Below are 23,378 nucleotides of genomic sequence, written 5' to 3'. Positions count from 1 at the left end.
CGTCTCCTTAATCGAATTTCATCCGCACGGCTTTAAGATTGATCACCGCCAGCGCGCCTACCAGCAGGAAGATCAGCGTGGCAATCGCCGCCGCCAGACCAAAGTCCTGTCCGCCGCCACCTTCAAACGCAATGCGCCAGGTGTAATTGACCAGCAAATCGGTGTAACCCGCTGGCGTGGTAGTGCCGATACGATCCGGTCCGCCGTTGGTTAGCAGCTGCACCAGCACAAAGTTATTAAAGTTAAAGGCAAAGCTGGCGATCATCAGCGGCATCAGCGGCTTTAACAGCAGCGGCAGGGTAATCAGGAAGAAGTTCTGCAGCGGCCCGGCACCGTCCATCGCCGAGGCTTCATAGAGATCGTCCGGAATCGCTTTCAGCAGCCCCATGCAGAGAATCATCATGTAGGGATAACCCAGCCAGGTATTCACGATGACCAGCATGGTGCGCGCCAGCGTCGGATCGCTGAACCACGCGGGCTGAAAGCCAAACAGCGCTTTCAGCATCACGTTGATTTCACCGAAGCTCTGGTTAAACAAGCCTTTGAAGATCAATATCGAGATAAACGCCGGCACGGCGTAGGGCAAAATCAGCATCACGCGATATACCGCTTTGCCTTTCAGTGCTTCCCATTGCACCAGGCAAGCCAGCACCATGCCGACCGCCAGGGTGAGAATTACCGTCACAAACGAAAACAGCAGCGTCCAGCCAAAAATCGCCAGAAACGGTTTTTGAATCCCTTCATCGGTAAACACGCGAATGAAATTCTTCCAGCCGGTATTCACCGTGAAGCCCGGACTCAGCGCTTCGCCGCTGCTGTTCTGATAGAAACCGCTTTCACGATTGGCCTGATACAGCGCGCCGCTTTGTTGATTTTTCAGGTCGCCGTTGGCTTGCAGTACATACAACGGGCGCGTGCCGGAGAACTGCCGCAGCGAGCTCATCACCACCAGACGACCATCCGGCAGTTCGGCCTGAATCTGGTTTAGCGCCTGGCGGTTGGTGGTGACGATGCGCAGCGTGGCGCGTTCACCCGGTGGTGGCGAGGCGCTGGTGAGTTTCAGCTTTTGCGCTCCGCCAAAGGCAAACGCAGGTGAAACGAAGGTTTGTCCGTTGGCCGCTTCGGTCAGCACCAGCTGCCAGCGATCGCCCGCCGGGATCAGCGAGAAGTTCAGCGCCGAACCATCCTGATACTGACGGCTCAGCAACACCTGTTGCGCACGTTCCAGCGTCAGCTGGTTGGTGCTGCTGTAGTTGGTAAAGGCAATCGCCACGGTACAGGCGAGCGGAAACAGTACGAACAGCGCCATGCCGGCGAGTCCGGGATAGACATAGCGCCAGGCGTAAGCGCGACGATTGGCATAAATCCAGATGCCGACGGCACTGATAATCAGCGTCATCAGCGCAAACAGATATTCACCTTTTGCATACATCAGCACGAGCAGATAGCCGACCAGCAGACAGCAGATACCGAGAAAAAGAGCCTTCAGCACGGCGCTGAACCGTGCTGTTTTCGGTTTTCCTGACATGATGCGGTTTTCCTTAACAGCCAGTAACGAGCCGGATTGCGCCGGCTCTGGTAGAGAGGATTACTTGTTGAGTCGTGCCTGCGCATCTTTCAGCGCCGCATCGACGCTTTGACGTCCGCTCAGCGCATTCAGCGTGGCGGTGCGCATCGCGTACCAGAAGGCAGCCATCTGCGGAATGTTTGGCATGATATCGCCGTTGCGCGCGTTGGTCATGGTGGCGGCAATGCGCTCATCTTTTTCCAGCGTCTGCTGGAACGATTTCAGCGCCACCGCGCCGAGCGGTTTGTCTTTGTTGACCGCATCAAGACCGGCGTCGGTCAGCAGGTAATTTTCCAGGAACTCTTTGGCCAGCTCTTTATTCGGGCTGGCGGCATTGATGCCGGCACTCAGCACGCCGACGAAGGTTTTGGAGTTTTTGCCATGCAGCGTGGGCAGCAGCGTGACGCCGTAGTTGATTTTGCTCTTATCGATGTTGCTCCACGCCCACGGCCCGTTAATGGTCATGGCGGTTTGCCCCTTGTTAAAGGCGGCTTCGGCGATGGAGTAATCGGTATCGGCATTCAGCGTTTTGGCCTTCACCTGATCGACCAGGAAGCTCATGCCCGCTTTGGCCCCCGCGTTATCCACGCCGGTATCTTTTACGTCGTAGCGGCCATCATTGAGCTTAAAGGCATAAGCGCCGCCCGCCGCCAGCAGCGGCCAGGTGAAGTACGGCTCCTGCAGGTTAAACATCATGGCGCTCTTGCCCTGCGCGCGCATTTTCTTATCAATGGCGGCAATCTCTTCCCAGCTTTTTGGCGGCTCAGGCAGCAGATCTTTGTTGTAGATCAGGGATAACGACTCAACCGAAATCGGATAACCGATCAGCTTGCCGTTGAAGCGCACCGCGTCCCAGGTGAAGGGGAAGATTTTCTCCTGGAAGCGCGCGTCTGGCGAAATCTCCGCTAACAAGCCTGACTGCGCATAGCCGCCAAAGCGATCGTGCGCCCAGAAGATGATGTCCGGGCCGTCGCCGGTGGCGGCCACCTGCGGATACTTCTCTTCCATTTTGTCCGGATGCTCAACCGTCACTTTGATGCCGGTTTCCTGCTCAAACTTTTTACCCACTTCAGCCAGGCCGTTGTAGCCCTTGTCGCCGTTGATCCAGATGACCAGCTTTCCCTCTTCAATCTTTGCAACGGCAGAGGCTGAAAACAGCACGGCCGTCAGGGCGGAAAGGGCAAGAATGCGTGCACCGGTTTTCATTGTCATAACTCCATCCTGTTAGCGGAAACGGAAATCGTTTTACCTGCCACATTGTGAGTATCTGCCGCCGCTTCTCATCCTCCCCGGCTCTACGCCTGCTTATCACCTGATGTGATCTGCGTTGCAAAACCACCCGGTTATCCCGGGCTGGCGCACACAATCGTCGCTCTGCTCTGCGTCATAGCTCACAAAAATGGTTGCCTGCCGCGTTTTATCAGACAGGTCTGCAAGATCTCCTCCTCCCGTCTCCTCCCCCACGCAGACGCCGTGCGGTGGAGGATGTCGGCGGTTATCTCCTTGCCCATAGTGGTCGCCGGGGTCTGTCCGCCGACTTGCGGACAAGGAATAGCAAGCTGAGAGGAAAGCATCATGTCGAGCGTTACGTTGCGCAGTGTCTCCAAGGTGTGGGGCGAAACCGAGGTGTCGAAAAACATCAGCCTTGAGATCGCTGAAGGCGAGTTCGTGGTTTTTGTCGGACCTTCAGGCTGCGGCAAATCGACGCTGCTGCGCATGATTGCCGGTCTGGAAACCATCACCAGCGGCGATCTGTTTATTGGCGACAAACGCATGAATGAGGTGCCGCCCGCCGAGCGCGGCATCGGCATGGTGTTTCAGTCCTACGCGTTGTATCCCCACCTTTCGGTGGCTGAGAACATGTCGTTCGGCCTGAAGCTGGCCGGCACGCGCAAAGCGGAGATTCAGCAGCGGGTCAATCAGGTGGCGGAAGTGCTGCAGCTGGCGCATCTGCTGGATCGCCGTCCGAAAGCGTTATCGGGTGGTCAGCGTCAGCGCGTGGCGATTGGCCGTACGCTGGTGGCGGAACCGCAGGTGTTTTTACTTGATGAGCCGCTCTCCAACCTTGATGCGGCGCTGCGCGTGCAAATGCGCATCGAGATCTCACGCCTGCATAAGCGTTTGAAGCGCACCATGATTTACGTCACCCACGATCAGACCGAAGCGATGACGCTGGCCGATAAGATCGTGGTGCTGGATGGCGGCCACGTTGCCCAGGTCGGCAAGCCGCTCGAGCTGTATCACTATCCCGCCAATCGTTTTGTTGCTGGTTTTATCGGCTCACCGCGCATGAATTTCTTACCGGTAAAAGTAACCGCCACCGCCATCGATCAGGTTCAGGTGCGTTTACCCAATACCCAGCTGGTGTGGCTGCCGGTCGACAGCGCCGGTGTGCAGGTGGGCAGCAACATGTCGTTAGGCATTCGTCCCGAACATCTGCTCTCCAGCGATATCGCTGACGTCACCCTCGAAGGCGAGGTGACGGTGGTGGAGCAGCTGGGACACGAAACGCAAATTCACATCCAGATTCCCGCCATTCGTCAAAGCCTGGTTTATCGCCAGGAGGACGTCGTGCTGGTAGAAGAGGGCGCCCTGATGGGCATCGGCCTGCCGCCAGAGCGTTGCCATCTTTTCCGTGAAGATGGTAGCGCCTGTCGCCGGCTACATCAGGAACCCGGTATTTAGCCCTGCAAAACAATAAAAGCAATGACCTCAGGAGATAGAAAATGTTAACTCTGCGCAAACTCCCTATCGCGGTTGCTATCGCGGCAGGCACGCTCGCTGCCCCGTCGATGGCAGTCGATTTTACCGGCTATGCCCGTTCCGGCATCGGCTGGACCGGCAGCGGCGGGGAACAGCAATGTTTTCAGGCCACCGGCGCTCAAAGTAAATACCGTCTGGGCAACGAATGTGAAACCTACGCTGAGCTGAAGCTGGGCCAGGAAGTGTGGAAAGAGGGCGATAAGAGCTTCTATTTCGATACCAACGTCGCCTATTCGGTTTCTCAGCAGAATGACTGGGAAGCGACCTCGCCCGCGTTCCGCGAAGCCAACGTCAAGGGCAAAAACCTGATCGACGCGCTGCCGGGTTCCACCATCTGGGCCGGTAAGCGTTTCTACCAGCGTCATGACGTGCATATGATCGACTTCTACTACTGGGATATTTCCGGTCCTGGTGCCGGTCTGGAAGATGTCGATCTCGGCTTCGGCAAACTCTCCTTTGCCGCCACGCGCTCCTCCGAAGCGGGCGGTTCTTACACCTTCTCTAGCGATCAGATCCGTGATTACGCCACCAGCACCGCCAACGACGTGTTTGATGTGCGCCTCGCAGGTCTTGAAACCAACCCGAACGGCGTGCTGGAGCTGGGCGTCGATTATGGCCGCGCCAACGCGCGTGACGGTTATCGCCTGGAAGATAACGCCTCCAAAGATGGCTGGATGTTCACCGCCGAACACACGCAGAGCATGCTGAAGGGCTACAACAAATTCGTGCTGCAGTACGCCACCGATGCGTTGACTTCACAGGGTAAAGGGCTGCCGCAGGGCACCAACATCAACAACAGCGGCAGCATGTATCGCGTACTCGATCACGGTGCGATCAGCCTCGCCGATCGCTGGGATCTGATGTATGTCGCCATGTACCAGAACACCGATCTCGATAACAACCGTGGTACCGAGTGGTACACCGTGGGCGTGCGCCCCATGTACAAATGGACGCCAATCATGAGCACGCTGCTTGAAGTGGGCTACGACAACGTGAAGTCGCAGCAGGTTAACGAGCGCAACGGCCAGTACAAAGTGACGCTGGCGCAACAGTGGCAGGCGGGCGATAGCATCTGGTCGCGTCCGGCGCTGCGTCTGTTCGCGACCTACGCCAAGTGGGATGAGAAATGGGGCTACAGCAAAGACAGCTCAGGTGATTTGACCTCCTTTGCTTCTAACGACAGCAGCGGCAACGGCATTCTGACCAACAGCCGTGGCAACGACGATGAGGTGACATTCGGGGCGCAGATGGAGATTTGGTGGTAATGCTCCCGCATGTGGCTTAACTGAGACAATCTCTTTTCGGCGCGGTGCGCCATTGCCTGGTTCGCGCCGCCGCCTGACAGTTTTTTGAGGTTATACAATGAGAATGAAAAAAACGGTTTTTGCGCTCTGCCTGAGCGCCGCGCTGCTGGCCGGCCAAAGTTTACCGGCGCTCGCGGATGTCAATCTGGTGCCACAGGATCTCTCTGCCGCGCCCGCATTCCCCGCCGCCAGCCTGCAAACGCTGAGCTGGCTGCCGGTCGATACCTCCCGCACGCAGGTCACCACGCTGAGCGAGAGCCACAGCAACCTGAATGCAGCGGGCGTGACGGGTTCGGTGGCGGCCTACAGCTTGCCAGCCAATATCGGTGAACTCACCATTACGCTGAGCAGTGAAGTGAAACAAAATCAGGTGTTCGCACCGAATGTGCTGGTGCTGGATGAGAACATGCGTCCGGCGGCCTGGTTCCCGGCGCGCTTTTTCACCTATCAGCAGCCGGGCGTGATGGCGGCTGATCGGCTGGAAGGTGTGATGAAACTGACGCCTGCGCTGGGTCAGCAAAAGATCTATCTGCTGGTATTCACCACCGAGAAGGATTTGACCGAAACCACCACGTTATTGGATCCGGCGAAAGCCTATGCACGCGGTACCGGCAATGCGGTGCCGGATATTCCCGATCCGATTGCGCAGCACAGCCGCGATGGCACCTTGAAACTGAAAGTGAAAACCAGTTCAGGTTCATCCATTTTGGTTGGGCCGCTGTTTGGATCATCGAGTCCTGCGCCGGTAACGGTGGGCAATACGCAGCCGGTTGCGCCGGCGACTTATCGTGCTGCCCCGGTTTCGGATGCAAAACCTAAACCGATCATGACGGATACCGAAGGTTACTTTAATCAGAACATCCGCGAGGCGGTTGAGAAGGGCAATATCGATAAGGCGTTGAAGCTGCTGGACGAGGCCGAGCGTTTAGGCTCCACGTCGGCCAGACAGGTGTTTATCAGCAGTGTTAAAGGCAAGGGGTAATCCGCCCCGGCAGTGCTGATTTGTCCCATCTGGTGCGCTTCGGCGCACCTTTTTTATTGGGAGCCAAAGTTCGTAGCGGCGCAATTTATTGCGCAATGCTGTGTCGGAGCACGAAAGTCAAAACAACGCGATGAATCGCGCCGCTACGGATGTGTGCGTTTTTAAGATCGCCTTCCATGGCGACCGCTGTGAATTATTTCACTTTCCGCCGGCGTTGATCGATATCCGCCAACAACGCATTGATCTGCGGGTCGTTAAACATCGCCTCCAGCGAAGCGCTGAGTTTGCGGCGCCAGTTGGGATATTGGCGGGTGGTGCCGGGAATATTCACTGGGGAAGCCATATCCAGCCACTCTTCGGGTTGCAGGCCCAGCAGCGCGCTATTGCTGTCGGCCAGATAACGCTGCATCGCCGCACTTAACGCGCGATCCATCACCTGCGGTTCGGCCTGTTCGGGCAAGCAATTGCTGCGTTGCAGGCTCTTAAACAGCGCGCGGCGCGCGGCTAAGCGTGACTTACTCAGACCGGCAAGAATTTGCTTATCAGGATAAAGCCCCAACTCGCTGCCCAGCCGTAAATCATCGCTTTGCCACCAGCCGCGCAGGGTCGGCATATCGTGGGTGGTGGCGACCGCCATCGCCTGACGTGGCCAGCGGGCGGGGGCGCGAAAGGCCACTTTGGACGTCTGCTCAAAATAGAGCACTTTGTAGGAGTAAACGCCCGCCTGGTAGAGCTTGCCGATGATCTTCTCCGGCACCGTACCCAAATCCTCACCAATCACCATGCAGTGATGACGCTGGCTCTCCAGCGCCAGAATCGCCAGCAGATCGTCGATGGGATAATGCACATACGCGCCTTCGGCCGCGCTTTCGCCCTGCGGGATCCACCACAGTCGCAGCAGCGCCATCACGTGATCGATGCGCAGCGCGCCGCAGTCGTGCATGTTGGCGCGCAGCAGATCAATCCATGGCTGGTAGGCGCGCGCCTGCATAATCTGCGGATCCATAGGCGGCAATCCCCAGTTCTGGCCCAGCGGGCCGAGGATATCCGGCGGCGCGCCGACGCTGGCCTGCAAGCAGTAAAGCTCGCGATCGCTCCAGGTTTCCGCGCCGCCCTGCGCCACGCCCACGGCCAAATCGCGGTATAAGCCAATCGGCATCGCCTGCTGCTGGCACACCGCCCAGCAATCAGCAAACTGGCGCGCGGCCAGCCATTGCAGCCACAGATAAAAGCGCACGTCATAGGTGTGTTCGATGCGGAATGCCCGCACCGCTGCGCTCTCGGGCGACTGCAACGCCGCAGGCCAGGTTGTCCAGTTGTAGCGCTGAGGATCTTCGGCGATCTGCGCAGCGTGCAGCGCATCAAACACGCCCTGATGCAGCAGACTTTCACCGCCTTGCTGCATAAAGCTTTCAAAGGCGACAACCAGGCCATCATCCCCACCGCGCTGCCTGAACTGCTGCCAGGCGAAACGCAGCGCCTCTAGCTTGAGGTGAGTAACCGCTGAATAATCAACCCACTCAGCGTCCCGCGCCGCCTGTAGCGCCTGCTGCGTACTGTCCGCCTGCCACCAGCGCTGGGCCTCTTCACTCAGCGTAAAATCCTCAACGGCGGCGACATCGATATACAGCATATTGAGCCAGCGCCGCGACGAAGGGCTGTAAGGGCTGGCGCTTTCCGGCGTTGCCGGGAACAGCGCATGCAGCGGGTTCAGCCCAATACAGGCACCGCCGCGCTGCGCGACCTCGACCAGCATCTGCTTTAAGTCGCTAAAGTCACCGATTCCCCAGTTGTTAGCCGATCGCAGCGTATACAGCTGAATGCAGGCGCCCCACAGCGATTGCCCTTGCTGGATGGCTGGCGGCTCGTAACAGCGCACGGGCGCGACAATAATCCGACAGTGAAATGCCTGCTGCTGGGCGCTAAAGCTTAGCTGGTAATAACCCAAAGGCAGCGCAGGCAAAGCGATCGGTTGGTTGGCGATAGCGCGCCCTTGCCAGCGTTCGCCCTGTTCCGCGATCAGCTGCCATTCGCCTGCCATGCCGGGCGCAGGCAGCACAATCTCCGCCTGTTCTTCCTGTACGATCAATACCGGCGGTAGCGGCGAAGCGTGCGGTTGCGCGGGATGCATCGCCGCCAGCAAACGCTGGCGGGTACCGGCAGAAACCGACTGCAGCTGGCCGTGGGCGTCAATGTATTCGCTGGCGATTTCGGCGGTTGGCGTCATGGTGCTGTTCATCGCGCGGCCTGCCAGATGCGTTGCTGATAGTCGCGGATGGCGCGATCGGCGCTGAACATGCCGCAGCGCGCGGTGTTGAGAATCGCGGCGCGCGTCCAACCATGCTGATCGGCCCACAAGGTTTCTGCCTGCGCCTGCGCGTTGAGGTAGTGACGAAAATCGGCCAGCACCAGATAAGGATCGCCGCCTTTGGCGCTCAGGCTGTGCAGCAGCGGCTCGAACGCGGTGACGTCGCCGTCGCTAAAGGTGCCGTCTTCTAACGCTTTCAATACACGATCCAGCTGCGCATCTTTTTTGCGCCACGCGTCAGGCGAGTAACCTTCTGCTTGCAACGCGCTGACCTGATCAACGGTATGACCAAAGATAAAGATATTGTCGCGCCCAACCTGTTCGGCGATCTCCACATTGGCGCCATCCAGCGTGCCGATGGTTAAGGCGCCGTTCAGCGCCAGCTTCATGTTGCCGGTGCCGGATGCCTCTTTGCCGGCGGTAGAAATCTGCTCGGAGAGATCCGCCGCTGGAATCAGCCGCTCGGCAACCGTAACGTTGTAATCAGGCACAAACACCACTTTCAGGCGATCGCCAATGCGCGGATCGTTGTTGATGGTGGCCGCCACTTTGTTAATCGCATAGATGATGTTTTTGGCCAGCACGTAACCCGGCGCGGCTTTGGCACCAAACAGCACCACGCGCGGCGTCAGGTTGGCCTGCGGATCGCTCACCAGCGTTTGCCACAGCGCGATAATGTGCAGTAGCGCCAGATGCTGACGCTTGTACTCGTGCAGGCGCTTGATCTGTACATCAAACATCGCCTCTGGATTCACCTGGATGCCGGTGCGTTCTACGATCCATTGCGTCAGCGCAACCTTGTTCTGCTGCTTGATGGCGCGATACTGCGCCTGGAATGCGGCGTGATCGGCGTAGGTTTCTAACGCTTTCAGCTGATCGAGATCGGTGATCCACGGCTGATCGAGGGTTTGGCTAATCAACGCCGCCAGCGCCGGATTGCACTGATTAATCCAGCGGCGCGGCGTGATGCCGTTGGTGACGTTATGGAATTTCTCCGGCCACAGCGCGTGATATTCCGGGAACAGATCTTTCACCACCAGCTGCGAGTGCAGCGCCGCCACACCGTTCACCGCAAAGCCGCTGGTGACGCAGAGATTGGCCATGCGCAGCTGGTTATTGTGAACCAGCGCCAGTTTCGCCCAGGTCACTTCGTCGCCCGGCCAGCGCGCTTCCACCTGCTTCTTCAACTGAGCATTGAGTTGGGTAACGATCAGCATGTGGCGCGGCAGCAGGGCGCGCACCATGCGCACATCCCAGCACTCCAGCGCTTCAGGCATCAAGGTGTGATTGGTGTACGCAAAGGTGCGCTGGGTAATGTGCCACGCTTCGTCCCAGCTCAGCGCGTATTCATCCAGCAGCAGGCGCATCAGCTCGGGGATCGCCAGCGTGGGATGGGTATCGTTGAGCTGAATCACCTCATAATCCGGCAAGCTGGCAATGCTGCGTCCGGCGCGCTGATGACGGCGCAGAATATCCGCCAGCGAGCAAGCGCACTGGAAATATTGCTGCATCAGGCGCAACTTTTTGCCGTTGTCGTGGTTGTCGTTGGGGTAGAGCACTTTGGTGAGTTTTTCAGCCTCGATGCCCGGCTGCTCGGCGCGCAGAAAATCCCCGTTATTGAAGCGCTGCAGATTAAACGGCTGCGCATGTTTCGCCTGCCACAAGCGCAGCGGCTGAGTGACGCCATTCTGATAACCGACCACCGGCAGATCCCAGGCTTCGCCGAGAATTTGCACCGCCGGCTCCCAGCGCGCAACGCCATTATGGGTGCTGACTTTGCCGCCGAGATGCACCGGCACAGTTAACGCCGCGTTGTGGTTAAACCACGGATAGCTGTCGCGCTGCCAGTCATCCGGCATCTCCTGCTGCGCACCATCAACAAAGTGCTGGCGGAACAGACCGTACTGATAATTGAGTCCGTAGCCGGTGGCGGGTTGTCCCACGGTTGCCATCGAATCGAGAAAACAGGCGGCGAGCCGGCCCAAACCGCCGTTGCCCAGCGCCGGATCGGTTTCACACGCTTCCACGTCGCTCAGCGTGATATTCCACTCGGCCAGCGCCTCGTTCACCTCGTCATACCAGCCAAGGTTGAGCAGATTGTTGCCGGTGAGACGACCAATCAAAAACTCCATCGAGATGTAGTTAACGTGACGCTGCGGCGTGGCCGCAGGCGGCGCAGGCATCTCCGCCAGCATGTCGGCCAGTGCGCCACTCAGCGCCTGCCACCATTGGTTTGGCGTCATCTCTTGTGCATCGTGCAGACCAAAACGTTGCCATTGTCGGGTTAGCGCGTGTTTAAAACGGGTGCGATCAAATTTCATAATCAGTCCTGTCAGGGCGGAGGTGAATGTGCTTCATTCTGCGCGTCAGCCATGACGCGCTCCTCCTCCTGCACCAAATTCAGCGGGGAGGATGAGCGGGGAGGAGAGGCTGAGGGAAATCTTAAAGTGTGACAGGAATGTGATAACCGTCGCTTTTGTTAAGACTGCTTAATGGGTTAGCTTGCATTAGGTAAACGAATATCTGAACGTATGTGACTATTAATTACGAAGCGTAAAATAATGATGCGCCACGTTTAGGGAGAAGCGTTTACCGATGTTAATACCCTCCAAACTTAGCCGACCGGTCCGCCTTGAGAACACGGTTGCGCGCGAGCGCCTGATGCAAAAACTCGGCGCGGCGGGCAATTACCGTTTGGTGTTGGTGACCAGTCCGGCGGGATATGGCAAAACCACGCTGATCTCGCAATGGGCGGCGGGGAAAGCCAATCTGGGCTGGTATTCACTGGATGAGGGCGACAATCAGCCTGAACGCTTCGTCGATTACCTCATCGCGGCTCTGCAGCAGGCAACGCAGGGCGGCTGCGCCTCGAGCGAAGCGCTGGCGCAGAAACGGCAGTACATCAATCTGAACGCGCTATTCGCCCAGTTGTTCAGTGAACTGGCGGCGTGGCAGCAACCGATTTGGCTGATCATCGATGATTACCATCACATCACTAATCCCGCGATTCACGACGCAATGCGCTTCTTTTTACGTAACCAGCCGGAAAATGTGACGCTGATTTTGCTGTCGCGCAATCTGCCGCAGCTCGGCATTGCTAACCTGCGCGTGCGCGAACAGCTGATTGAGTTAGGCAGCCAGCAACTGGCGTTTACCCATCACGAAGCCAAACAGTTTTTTGATTGCCGCCTGACAACGCCGCTGGAATCGGAAGAGAGCGGGCGTCTGTGCGATGACGTGGCGGGTTGGGCGACGGCGCTGCAGCTGATCGCGCTCTCGACGCGTCAGGGCGCGAGCTCCGCTCAGGATTCCGCGCGCCGTCTTTCCGGCATTAACGCCAGCCATCTGGCCGATTATCTGGTTGAGGAGGTGCTGAATAACGTGGATAGCGCCACGCGACATTTCTTACTGAAAAGCGCGCTGCTGCGATCGATGAACGATACGCTGATCGCCTGCGTAACCGGCGAAGAACAAGGGCAGATGCGGCTGGAAGAGATTGAACGTCAGGGCCTGTTTTTGCAGCGCATGGATAACTCGGGCGAGTGGTTTAGCTATCATCCGCTGTTTGGCAGTTTTTTGCGTCAGCGCTGTCAGTGGGAACTGGCGGCGGAACTGCCTGCGCTGCATCGCGCGGCGGCTGAAAGCTGGATGCGGCTGGGTTTCCCTGGCGAAGCGATCCATCATGCGCTGGCCGCCGGTGATGCGTTGATGCTGCGCGATGTGCTGCTGCAATACGCCTGGACGCTGTTTAATCAGAGCGAACTCACGCTGCTGGAAGATTCTCTCAAGGCACTGCCATGGGAGATTCTGCTGGAAAATCCAAAGTTAGTGCTGTTACAGGCGTGGCTGATGCAAAGCCAGCACCGGTTTTCCGAGGTGAGCAGTTTGCTCACGCGCTTTGAGCACTCCTGCAGCGAACAGATTGATGATGTGCTGCGCGGCGAATTCAACGCGCTGCTGGCACAGGTTTCGATAAATGACGGTAACGCTGAAGAAGCCGAGCGGCTGGCGTTGCTGGCGCTCGGTGCGCTGCCGGAAAGCCGTCAATACAGCTGCATCGTAGCGACGTCGGTATTGGGCGAAGTGATGCACTGCAAAGGCGAGCTGAGCAGTTCGCTGAAGCTGATGCGCCAGACCGAGCAGATGGCGCGCCGTGAGGAAGCGTGGAATTACGCGTTGTGGAGTCTGATTCAGCAGAGTGAGATTCTCTTTGCGCAGGGTTTTTTACAGTCCGCATATGAGATACAGGAGCGGGCATTTGTGCTGGTGAAAGAGCAGCATCTGACACAGTTCCCGATGCATGAATTCCTGCTGCGAATTCGCGCGCAACTGTTGTGGGCGTGGGGCCGACTCGACGAAGCAGAACAGGCGGCGCGCGAAGGGATAAAAGTGCTGAAAGGCTATCAGCCGCAGCAGCAAATTCAGTGCCTCGGTTTGTTGGTGCAGTGTTCACTGGCGCGCGGCAATCTCGATAACGCGCGCAGCCACCTGAGTCGGCTGGAGAATCTGCTTAACAACGGATCGCTGCACAGCGACTGGATCGCCAATGCCGATAAAGTGCGAGTGATTTTTTGGCAGATGACCGGCGACAGCCAAAGCGCCAGTAGCTGGATGCGCCAGACGGTGAAACCGGAATTTGCCAACAATCATTTCCTGCAAGGTCAGTGGCGCAATGTCGCGCGCGCGCAGATCTTGCTGGGAAATATGAGCCAGGCCGAAGTGGTGCTCGATGAGCTGAATGACAATGCGCGCGCGCTCAACCTGATGAGCGATATGAATCGCAATCTGCTGCTGTTAAATCAGATTTACTGGCAAACCCAGCGCAAAGCGGAAGCGCAGCAGGCGCTAACCGAAGCATTAAAACTGGCGCGTAGCACCGGTTTCGTCAGCCATTTTGTGATTGAAGGTGAAGCGATGGCGCAGCAGCTGCGTCAGCTGATTCAGCTCAACACGCTGGATGAACTCGATAATCATCGCGCCAGACGCATTCTCAGCGAGATTAATAAATATCATCGCCATAAGTTTGCCCATTTTGACGAGGGCTTTGTTAGCCGCCTGATTAATCATCCCGATGTGCCGGAACTGATTCGCACCAGCCCGCTAACCCAACGCGAATGGCAGGTTTTGGGGCTGATCTATTCAGGATACAGCAACGACCAAATTGCTGGCGAGCTGGATGTCGCTGCTACTACCATCAAAACGCATATCCGCAATCTGTACCAAAAATTGGGCGTAACGCACCGCGCGGAAGCGATGAATCAGGCGCAGTCGATGCTGCGGATGATGGGGTATGTTTAAGGCGGACACCGGCTCGCGGTTCAGACATATTCCAGAAAATAATGTCCCTCTGAAGGGGAGCGGATATAGGCAAACCCAGACACGCCCAAGTGCATACCTGCAATCAATAGGTTTTCTCGTGAAGCGCGCTCAAGAATTGCTCTTCGTGTTTGCTCTGCCTGGTCAGGATCGTAATCAAAGGCGATTGAAACTTGCGGATGGGCAATTTGAATATGCGGATAATGCGTAATATCACCCCAAATCAGTAATTTTTCATCGCGGGAATCTATCAGGTAGCCGCTGTGACCAGGCGTATGTCCCGGTAGGCTGACTGCGGTGATATCTTCAGCAATCGCTGTTTCTTCCGTAAATCGAACAGTTGAATAAGCTTCGAACGTGCGACGAAACAGCGAACCATTCATCAGTGCGCGTTCACTCAGGCTAGTTAATTTTTCATTATCCAGCCAGAAGTTTGCTTCTGCTTTGCTAATGTAGAGTGCTGCATTTCGGTAAGCGGGTCGCCCATTCTCACCCAGCAGACCGCCAATATGATCGGGATGCGCGTGGGTCAACAACACAGTATCAACCTCGTCAGGCATGATGCCGGATAAAAGGAGGTTTCGTCTTAATTCTCCACCGATATGATTGAGGTTTCCCATACCCGAATCGATCAATATTATTCGTCCCGCTCCACGGATGAGATAGCTATTAATTTGGATATCATCCGCTGCTTTTATTCCGGCTTGTTGCTGTATATTTACCGCTGCTTCAGGTTCTATTCCAGATAACAGACTCAGGCTGGCTTTCATCACGCCATCACTAAGCGCAGTGACCTTATAATTGCCGATATTCCTTGTGCTGAATACGTTCGTCAAAATTACCTCGTCAAATGTAGATATTAAAATAGAAGATGACTTTGTTTGCTTAATTAAACGTCGCATTACTTAAGATGTTGCGGCAATATTTATTGTGTGGCTATCATCATTCTCGACTGAGTTGTGACCGGAAAAGTTATGGACATTAAGTTATTGCGCTCTTTTGCTCTCGTCGCCGAACTCGAGCACATCGGTCAGGCAGCTGAGAAATTGCATATTTCAGCATCCCCTTTGAGCCGCCAGATTCAGCAACTGGAAGATGAGTTAGGTGTGGCACTTTTTCATCGGGAAAAGAAACGTCTCTATCTCAGCGCCGAGGGCAAGCAATTCCTGACAGAAGTGAAGGCATTGCTTTTGCACCATGATCGTCTGAATGGACTGGGTAAAAGTTTGAAGAATGGTCAGTCGGGCAGGCTTGATATTGGCTATGTCGAAGCGGCCATTCACTCACTTCTACTTCCTGAAAGCCTTGCCCGGTTAAATTGCTCGTCAAAAGTTGATATACAGCTCCATGCCTTACGCTCACAGGCACAAATCGATGCGCTAGCGAATCATGCGCTGGATCTGGCACTGGTTTATAACGAGCCGGAAGAGGATGACGGTTTTGCCTTTCAAAGCGTGTTAGTTGAGCCGGTGGTGCTGGCTATGCCAATAGAACAGGCAATTAGGGATCCCAAACCTGAGCAGTTACACATGATGCGCTGGATCGCCGATAAGCAAAGTCTAAATACGGCAGTGTCCAACCGCTTGCTTGAGGTGTGTGAAGGGAGTGGGTTCACGCCTGATATTCGGCTTGAGGTTAGCGGACCACTGGCGGCGCTCTCCTGTGTTGAAGCAGGGCTGGGATTTACCTTTATTCAGCGAAGTCTTGCGCGGCTTGCTTCGTCGTCTGTCATTGTTGTTGAAGTACCCTGGCTGGCGCTGTATGTGAATCTCTATGCGGTATGGCGGAGAAATGAGGCCAAACCGCTGGTCAGCCGCTTACTGACGGCATTGAGGGAACACGTTCCCTCTTGATGTTAATGTGATAGCCACTCTTCGCGGGTCAATTCCCACAATTCATAATCGAGAACACCCGCGACATACTCTTTTTTGCCGGTTTCTATCAGACGCATGCCGGATTTACGTGAGATCTTCACTGAGCCTGTATTCACCGCCGCTTTTGGCACACGTAATACGTCGCGGCCCAGCGTTTTAAACCAGAAATCATTCACGGCGTTGCAGGCTTCACTCATATAGCCACGTTGCTGCCACTCAGGTACCAGCCAAAATCCGCGGTTATCATTTTCTGCATCGCGCAGTTCGATCAGACCGATCAATTCCTCAGGCTTCTCCTGACGTCTGATACTCCAGCACCAACCTCGACCTTCCTTAACGGCGGGCAACACCACGTTATCAACGTAATTCTGTGCGGCACCTTCAGGATAAGGCCAGGGCACGGCAGCATTGAGATAACGCACGGTCTCCCAGCGCGGAAAGGCGATTTGCATCGCCTGCCCATCACCGCTTTCCAGGGGCTTCAGGATTAATCGTTGCGTTTTGATTTCTGGCGTCATAGTTCCTCCCTAAGAAACGTCAAATTACTTCTGAATAGTAGAATGATCGCACCAGTTTCGCATTGAATTAATTCCGCCATCCGGTGAGGTAAAGCCAGCGCAGCCTAATATCGAGTCGAATAACTTCTCATGGAATACCGGCGTTTTGTCGTTCTGCAATTGCTGCAGTTTGGCAAATGACGCTTTGTTATTACTGTCACTTAAAAATTTATCGGATGCCCAAACCATAATTGGCACCGTGCGCTGCGCCATCGGCGCATGATCGCGTGGCGTGCCGTGGAAATGCAGATTGTCGGAAATCGATTCTCCGTGATCGGAGGCATAAAACACGATGGCATTTTTATCTTTCAGGCTATCGAAAGTCTGCTTAAGAAAATAATCGGTATACAAAAGACTATTATCGTAAGAGTTGATCATCTCCTGCGTGCTGCAGGCATCATCAATACCCTGACACTCCGGTGTGTAACGCGCGAATGCCCGTGGATAGCGTTCGGTATACATATAATGTGAACCTTTGGTGTGAAGAATTACAATATGTTTACCCTGCGGATGGCGCTGAATGGAGTCCTGCAGTTCATTAATTAACGCCATATCATCCACCGGCTTACCGACATTACGCTTCTCCGCCTGAATAGATTCGCGCATTGAATAACTGTCGGCCATGACTTTGTTATAGAACCAGGCTTCGCTCTGCATGGAATAGAGATCTTCCGAGAAACCTTGCTTCTTCATCACAGTAAAGACATTCATCTCTTTCAGGGTGCGCTGCGGAGCTTCTGAGGCGCCGCCTTCTCTGACAAACATACAGCGCAGCGAGAGCTTGGTTGAGGTATCACAGGAATAACCCTGCAAGTGAACGAGGTTTTTTTCGTGATCGAGATAAGGTGTGTTGTCGCGATCGTAACCGTATAAACCCATATGATCGCGGCGGGCACTTTCACCAATCACAAATACGATATACAAGTTATCCGCATTTTTCGGTGGGACGTATTTAAAGTGTTCAGCGGGATCGTATAGATTACGGTTGTCTTCAGCCTGACTGAATGAACTGTATGCCAGCAAGCCAACGCCTGATAACCAGTTAGACGGTGAATAAGTGCCGGCAACAATGCCACCGTAGCTGGCCATCATGCGGTTATTTTTCTTGTCCTGTTCATCCTGCACCTTGCCCATCAAATTCAATGGTAACCAGCAACCCAATGCGGCAATCACAATGGCGATAGTTTTATAAGACCAATAACGCTTTTTGCTGATATTTGAAACGGGTTTACTGCGCATTCCGCGCCAGATTAGCCACAGTGGAATGACGTTGATAATTACCATCCACAGCACAAAGTGCCAACCCACCGATTCCTTAGAAAGATCCAGTGAATCGGTGGCTAAAACGGCGGCGATGATTCCATAACCAATATCAATATTAAAGAAAATCATGTAATAACTGGCCGCGCTGGAGAAAATCACCAGCATGGTCATCAATACACGCGACAGATATTTTCCGGTTAATGAGGTTAACAACGTTAACAGCATCACCAAACAAAACGCAGCGATGACCTCAGTCACTAATGAAAGGGTATTATCAAACTGCAGTTGCGTATAGCGGCGGATAAAAATCGGAATGTTAAGCAGTACGCCAATATAGAGCGAAATAAACGCCGGTAGATAAAACTGTTTAACCCAACCCTTTATAAACATGTGTTCCCCGTTCTTATAATAGACAACTCAATCACTTGCCTGAAAATTGACAACCTTTAGTGAGAGGGTGGATTTGGGTAACAGTTCAATCGTTGCTGGGCATAAAGTATGTTATAATGTAACAATCTTGCTGAAGTGTTCATATCTCTCCCAGAAAGCTGCTAATCAGTACAGCTAAAATCGTGATTCTTAATAACCATTTTTCTAATCACTAAACGTGTCAACCATGACCCTTTGAACAACTGATGCCGAGTCAACGATTATAATTACCGGATATTTGTGTTAGGGAGGTTTTTTCTGGTTTCTAAAAATAAATAATCAGGAAGATGGTATTTTATAAGTGTTTTAAGAAAATCCTGATATTAATTATGGTATTATGTGTATATGTCATAACTTAAAAATGACAACCGATTGTGCCTGGTGTTTTTATAAATACGCTAAAAAAGATACTTGTTGCAAAATGCAAGGTGGCAACAAAGTCTAATGAATTAGCTATAAAGATCAAGTCGATTAAAAATATTCATCAAATTTCACTGTCATTTAATAATATTTAAAGGTTTAATCATGGAATGGGGTTGCATTAAGTGTGGAGAAGAAATACCGCAGGACAGGGAGTTTTGCACAGGATGTGAAGAAATACAATTTAGAAAAATTGGCGGCCTCCTTTACATACCTTTTGTAGGATTGATAATTTCAGCTATCTCGTACCTGTTGAATATAAATGAGTCTTTTAAGGCAATTATAGAGAATTATCGATCTATAGATATAAATGCTAAGGTGTTTTTTATTTCTTCTCTTACAATTTATGTAGTGATGTTTTTATTTGCGGCGTTCACACTATCACAATTCTTAAAAAGAAAGAAGTTGCTCCCTAATTTATATATTTCATTTTTGATCGCTATAATTATAACATTGTCGATTAATACCTACACGCTCTATGTGCTAATTCCTGGCGTCAAAATTGGGTATGATGAATTGGTTCCTATCTTCCGCAGTTTAATATCAGCATTGATATGGATCCCGTACTTCACCGTGTCTGTTCGGGTAAAGAGGACCTTCATAAAGTAGTAAATCGCCACGGGTTTAACAGACACCTCAGAGTCATTTAAGATGGCTCTGAGGTGTTTATGAGCGGTAAGCGTTATCCTTAAGAGTTCAAAATTGATTAGATTTGTAATCAAATAAGCAGCGATTAAACCGCTCCCGCCGTACCTTCAAAAAACGTCACCAGCAATTGCCATAAATGCTGCGCGGCGGGCGTGAAGCGGTGATCGGCGCTGCGTAATAAGTGGCATTGGCTTTCACGGGCGATGCGATGGTGAATCGGCACGGCGACTAAGTTCTTAGCGATGAGGTCGTCTTTAACCACTTTGGCGGTCATAAACGCGATGCCCATGCCGGCCTGGCTTAAGGCGATGGCGCTGGAAAACAGATTACAGCTATAAGCCGGGCTGAATATAAATCCTTCCTGACTGAACATGGCATTCATATAACTTTGAATGCCAAAATTTTTGTCCATGCCAATTAATGAATAATTGACCAGTTCGGCCACCTCGATTTGCGAATAATCCGCGATGGGGTGTTGGCTGTGCACCACCGCACAGATTGGTCCGCGGTGAAAACTCAAACACTTCAGGCCGGGCGGGCCAATCGGGCCAAAACCCACCGCCATATCAACGTCGCCTTTGGCAATCAGCGAAACGGTGGTTTGCATATCGCCCGACAGGATATCGATAAACACGTCGGGATACGTTTGCGAAAACGGCTGTAACACATGCCTGACAACTTCATCCACCATGCCCTGCCCGACGCGTAATTTGATTGAGCCGCCGCGCTTATGGCGCAGATCTTTTAACTGACGATCCAACTGGCTGCGCCGTTGATGAGTGTGCGCGTAATCTTCAGCTAATAACTTTCCAGCTTCGGTCAGCACCACATTACGGCCACGTCGCTCTAACAGCGGCAATTGCATCTCCCGCGCCAGTTGCGATAACTGACGGCTGATGGCGGCGGGATCAACATCCAGGGCTTCCGCCGCCCGACGAATACCGCCGTAATTGCCCACTTCATACAGATACCTTATGGATTTTTCTGGATAGAGCAGCATCGCCATAGGTTTTTCTTATCCGTTGATCTGAGGTCAACAATAATAGCCTTTTATCTCCATTTTTTAAGCGCATTTTTATCTCCATACTCGAAGATTCACTATGCGAGGGCAGTACAAATGAAAACTATAAAAAATTACCTGCAACAACATGCCGATGAAATTCTTCTGGATATCAAGGAATTGGTCGCGGCGGAATCTCCATCAATGAACAAGGCGGCCGTGGATCGTTGTGGCGAAGTCTTACAAGCGCTGTTTGCCAAACGTTTGGGCGTGGTAGCAGAGATTGATGAGCAACCGCATTACGGCAATCACCTGAAATTCACGCTGGGAAGCGGTGACGAGCAAACCGTGTTACTCGGGCATTTCGATACCGTTTGGGATGAAGGCGAGTTGGTAATGCGTGAAGAAGACGGCAAGCTTTACGGACCTGGCGTGTTGGATATGAAGGCCGGTCTGGTGCAAGCCATCTGGGCTGTGCGCGCGTTGCAACAACACGATTTACTGGCGGGTAAACGCATCGTGTTTCTCTGCGGCAGCGATGAAGAAGTGGGCAGCCCAAGCTCCAGCGCCTGGTTATCGCAGCACGCCCTGGGATCGGTGCAAGTGCTGGTGGTTGAGCCTGCGGTGGCGGGAACGGGCGCACTGAAAACAGCGCGCAAAGGTACCGGACAATATGAAATCACCCTCAACGGATTAGCGGCGCACGCCGGGAACAATCCCGAAGAGGGCATCAGCGCGGTACAAGAAATGGCGCATCAGATCATGTTCTTGCACAGCTTAAACGCGCCGGAGCGCGGCACCACCGTCAATGTGGGAATCGCGCGTGGCGGCAACCGCATCAATGTGGTGGCGGATAAAGCTGTGTTAGGCATTGATACGCGCGTTACCAGCGAAGCAGAAGCCGAGCGCATCCACGCCGAAATCAGCCAGATCACGCCACATTTAGCCGGCATCACGCTGGATATTAGCGGCGCACAATCACGTCCGCCAATGCGTCAAACACCGGAATCGTTGCTGCTGATGGAACGTGCGCAGCAGGTTGCCTTACAGCTTGGTTTCGAGGTGGAAGGCAAAGCGGTTGGCGGCGGCAGCGACGGCAATTTCACTGCTGCGTTGGGCATTCCAACCTTGGATGGTTTGGGCGCAACCGGCGCAGGTATTCATGCACGTCATGAACATATCATTATTGCCGATATTGCTCCGCGCGCGGCGTTGGTGGCGGGATTGATCCTCGGAGGTGATGCGCATGTCTCAGGTTAATGTTGAGAAAAATACACTGCGGCAACCGCCAGCAGCGAAAACCGAGCAAAGTCCTTATCTGCTGCTGTTTATTATTTTGGTGCTGGCGGCGGTGGCAACCTGGATTATTCCGGCGGGCAAGTTTGACCATGAAACCCGCAATGGCATCACTTTTGCCATCAAGGGAAGTTTGCATGAAGTCGCGCGTTCGGGCGTTTATCCCGGCGAAATCTTCATGGCGATTGTGCAAGGGGTGATCAAAGCCGCGCCGATCATTTTCCTGATTCTGTTTACCGGCGGGTTATTAGCCGTTATCGAATCGACCGGTGCTATTGCCACGGCGCTTAATTCACTGTCGCGCAGTACCAAAATAAGCGATACGCGCATTATCATCATTTTTGGTGTGATATTCGCCATTCTCGGCACCACCGGCGTGGTGCAAAACTCGGTAGTGGCGTTTGTGCCGATTGGTTTATTAGTGGCGCGATCGTTGGGTTTATCGCCAATGATTGGTATGGCGCTGGTGTATTTAACCTGTGCGGCGGGTTTTAACGTTGCGGTATTAGGTCCAGCTACCACCGGATTAACCCAACATCTGGCGCAGTTACCGCTGTTTTCCGGCATGTTGTTGCGCGGCATCACCTGTTTATTGTTCGTGTTAACGGTGATGACCTATTTGATTATCTCGGTGAAACGCGCGCGAAATAATGGTGAAGTGCGAATAGAACAAACTGCGCAGAATGACGAATCATTGGCGATTACTGGTCGGCATAAACTGATTTTGATCACCTGCGCCGCAACGCTGATTGTATTTATGATTGGCACGGTGCAATTACATTGGGCCACCAATGAAATGTCGGCGATGTTTATTATTCTGTCGATTATGGTCGGCATGATGGGTCGCATGTCGGGTTCTGCCATTGCCAACACCTTCCTTACGGGTTGCTCGCAATTGGTAAAAGGCGGCTTCATTGTGGGTATGGCTGGCGCGATTTCCGTGGTGTTGCAACAGGGCAATATTCTTGATCCGATTGTTGGCTTCCTGTCTGATTTACTGGCACCGGTTCATCCCGCCATTGCGGCGGTGGGCATGTTCATTAGCGCGGCGTTGATGCATTTCGGTATTTCATCCGGTTCCGGTGAATCCGCTTTGCTGATCCCGATCTTCTCGCCGCTCGGCGATAACCTCGGTTTAACCCGTCAGGTGACGGTGCAAACGGTGTTGCTGGGTGAAGGTATCGTCAACTCCATCAGCCCAACTTCTGGCGTGTTAATGGCAGCCTTGGCCACCGCCAATATCTCTTTCAGCAAATGGATTAAATTCGTTGCGCCGGTAGTGGCGATTTGGCTTGCCATTTGTGTTGTCACCTTATTAATTGGTGTGGCGATCAACTGGGGACCATTCTAATAAATCGTAAGAAGCCACTTAATGGTGGCTTCTTATTTTTATATTGTTGTTAACACGATCAACATCCTTTCCGCTATTTCAGTTCCACGAATAATTGCATTCAATCCCCGGCCTTTTCTTAAAGTTATCTCATCATCGCTATTTGGCTTAAGTCGCGCTGGAACTGTCTCGCGTAAAGTGATGTTATTGCCGCGTCGCAGAATTTCTTTACGTTCAATTACACAAATTAATATTAGCCAAACCCATTGCTGGCGATGTCTTTACGCATCGCGGCAGCGTTGCACGCTTCTCTGGAGTGAA

16 protein-coding genes are annotated in these 23,378 nt (G+C 53.6%); 8 read left to right on the top strand and 8 right to left on the bottom strand.

Going from position 1 to position 23,378, the window contains the following annotated elements; translation table 11 throughout:
* Nucleotides 1-7: 7 nt before the first annotated feature.
* Both malF and malE read right to left on the bottom strand, forming a co-directional pair.
* On the bottom strand, nucleotides 8-1,528 hold the full coding sequence (gene malF / locus ACYAC5_RS22980; RefSeq protein WP_277975235.1) for a maltose ABC transporter permease MalF: 1,521 nt from the start codon (nucleotides 1,526-1,528) through the stop codon (nucleotides 8-10).
* 60 nt (nucleotides 1,529-1,588) lie between these two features.
* The gene (gene malE, locus ACYAC5_RS22975) at nucleotides 1,589-2,779 is read right to left on the bottom strand and encodes a maltose/maltodextrin ABC transporter substrate-binding protein MalE (protein ID WP_192235192.1); all 1,191 of its coding nucleotides are present in this window, start codon (nucleotides 2,777-2,779) and stop codon (nucleotides 1,589-1,591) included.
* 363 nt (nucleotides 2,780-3,142) lie between these two features.
* On the opposite strand from malE, the gene malK reads away from it, so the two are divergent.
* The 3 genes from malK (at nucleotide 3,143) to malM (ending at nucleotide 6,616) form a co-directional block, all read left to right on the top strand.
* Nucleotides 3,143-4,252, top strand: coding sequence for a maltose/maltodextrin ABC transporter ATP-binding protein MalK (malK, locus tag ACYAC5_RS22970; RefSeq protein ID WP_277975236.1), 1,110 nt, complete (start codon nucleotides 3,143-3,145; stop codon nucleotides 4,250-4,252).
* A 41-nt stretch (nucleotides 4,253-4,293) separates the two neighbouring features.
* Nucleotides 4,294-5,595, top strand: a complete 1,302-nt coding sequence (locus ACYAC5_RS22965) for a maltoporin (protein ID WP_137387053.1) — start codon at nucleotides 4,294-4,296, stop codon at nucleotides 5,593-5,595.
* A 97-nt stretch (nucleotides 5,596-5,692) separates the two neighbouring features.
* The gene (malM, locus tag ACYAC5_RS22960; protein WP_277975237.1) at nucleotides 5,693-6,616 is read left to right on the top strand and encodes a maltose operon protein MalM; all 924 of its coding nucleotides are present in this window, start codon (nucleotides 5,693-5,695) and stop codon (nucleotides 6,614-6,616) included.
* 193 nt (nucleotides 6,617-6,809) lie between these two features.
* Here malM and malQ read toward each other — a convergent pair whose 3' ends face one another.
* Together malQ and malP are read right to left on the bottom strand one after the other, a co-directional pair.
* Complete coding sequence (gene malQ, locus ACYAC5_RS22955; protein WP_277975238.1) at nucleotides 6,810-8,855, bottom strand: 4-alpha-glucanotransferase; 2,046 nt, start codon at nucleotides 8,853-8,855, stop codon at nucleotides 6,810-6,812.
* Nucleotides 8,852-11,245: a maltodextrin phosphorylase gene (gene malP, locus ACYAC5_RS22950; RefSeq protein WP_277975239.1), complete on the bottom strand. Its 2,394-nt coding sequence runs from the start codon at nucleotides 11,243-11,245 to the stop codon at nucleotides 8,852-8,854. The genes malQ and malP overlap by 4 nt, the downstream gene beginning before the upstream one ends.
* 274 nt (nucleotides 11,246-11,519) lie before the next feature.
* Here malP and malT point away from each other — a divergent pair, with 274 nt between their 5' ends.
* Nucleotides 11,520-14,222 (top strand): HTH-type transcriptional regulator MalT, encoded by a 2,703-nt coding sequence (gene malT, locus ACYAC5_RS22945; protein WP_462063158.1) that lies wholly within the window; start codon nucleotides 11,520-11,522, stop codon nucleotides 14,220-14,222.
* A 20-nt stretch (nucleotides 14,223-14,242) separates the two neighbouring features.
* On the opposite strand, the gene ACYAC5_RS22940 is transcribed toward malT, so the two are convergent.
* A complete protein-coding gene (locus tag ACYAC5_RS22940) occupies nucleotides 14,243-15,076 on the bottom strand; it encodes an MBL fold metallo-hydrolase (protein ID WP_225614569.1) in 834 nt (277 codons plus the stop codon).
* Nucleotides 15,077-15,214: 138 nt separating this feature from the next.
* Here ACYAC5_RS22940 and ACYAC5_RS22935 point away from each other — a divergent pair, with 138 nt between their 5' ends.
* On the top strand, nucleotides 15,215-16,093 hold the full coding sequence (locus ACYAC5_RS22935; RefSeq protein ID WP_192414491.1) for a LysR family transcriptional regulator: 879 nt from the start codon (nucleotides 15,215-15,217) through the stop codon (nucleotides 16,091-16,093).
* Between the two features lie 2 nt (nucleotides 16,094-16,095).
* On the opposite strand, the gene ACYAC5_RS22930 is transcribed toward ACYAC5_RS22935, so the two are convergent.
* On the bottom strand, nucleotides 16,096-16,632 hold the full coding sequence (locus tag ACYAC5_RS22930; protein ID WP_192414489.1) for a GNAT family N-acetyltransferase: 537 nt from the start codon (nucleotides 16,630-16,632) through the stop codon (nucleotides 16,096-16,098).
* A 24-nt stretch (nucleotides 16,633-16,656) separates the two neighbouring features.
* Nucleotides 16,657-18,324 (bottom strand): kdo(2)-lipid A phosphoethanolamine 7''-transferase, encoded by a 1,668-nt coding sequence (gene eptB, locus ACYAC5_RS22925; protein ID WP_192414487.1) that lies wholly within the window; start codon nucleotides 18,322-18,324, stop codon nucleotides 16,657-16,659.
* A gap of 564 nt (nucleotides 18,325-18,888) precedes the next feature.
* Between eptB and ACYAC5_RS22920 the strand changes: the two genes are divergently transcribed.
* The gene (locus ACYAC5_RS22920; RefSeq protein ID WP_462063157.1) at nucleotides 18,889-19,392 is read left to right on the top strand and encodes a DUF2569 family protein; all 504 of its coding nucleotides are present in this window, start codon (nucleotides 18,889-18,891) and stop codon (nucleotides 19,390-19,392) included.
* A 124-nt stretch (nucleotides 19,393-19,516) separates the two neighbouring features.
* Here the strand turns inward: ACYAC5_RS22920 and ACYAC5_RS22915 are convergent, their stop codons facing one another.
* Nucleotides 19,517-20,437 carry a LysR family transcriptional regulator gene (locus tag ACYAC5_RS22915; RefSeq protein WP_192414483.1) on the bottom strand — a complete coding sequence of 307 codons (921 nt, stop codon included), beginning with the start codon at nucleotides 20,435-20,437 and terminating at the stop codon, nucleotides 19,517-19,519.
* Nucleotides 20,438-20,548: 111 nt separating this feature from the next.
* Here ACYAC5_RS22915 and ACYAC5_RS22910 point away from each other — a divergent pair, with 111 nt between their 5' ends.
* Entirely contained in the window at nucleotides 20,549-21,691 is a 1,143-nt protein-coding gene (locus ACYAC5_RS22910; RefSeq protein WP_462063155.1) for a M20 family metallopeptidase, read from the top strand.
* Entirely contained in the window at nucleotides 21,678-23,078 is a 1,401-nt protein-coding gene (locus ACYAC5_RS22905; RefSeq protein ID WP_192414478.1) for a YfcC family protein, read from the top strand. The genes ACYAC5_RS22910 and ACYAC5_RS22905 overlap by 14 nt, the downstream gene beginning before the upstream one ends.
* Nucleotides 23,079-23,378 lie beyond the last annotated feature (300 nt).

This window comes from Pantoea sp. y20 (assembly GCF_054903455.1).
The sequence above is the reverse complement of the archived record's forward strand: the minus strand, read 5'-3'. Positions and strand labels throughout refer to the sequence as shown.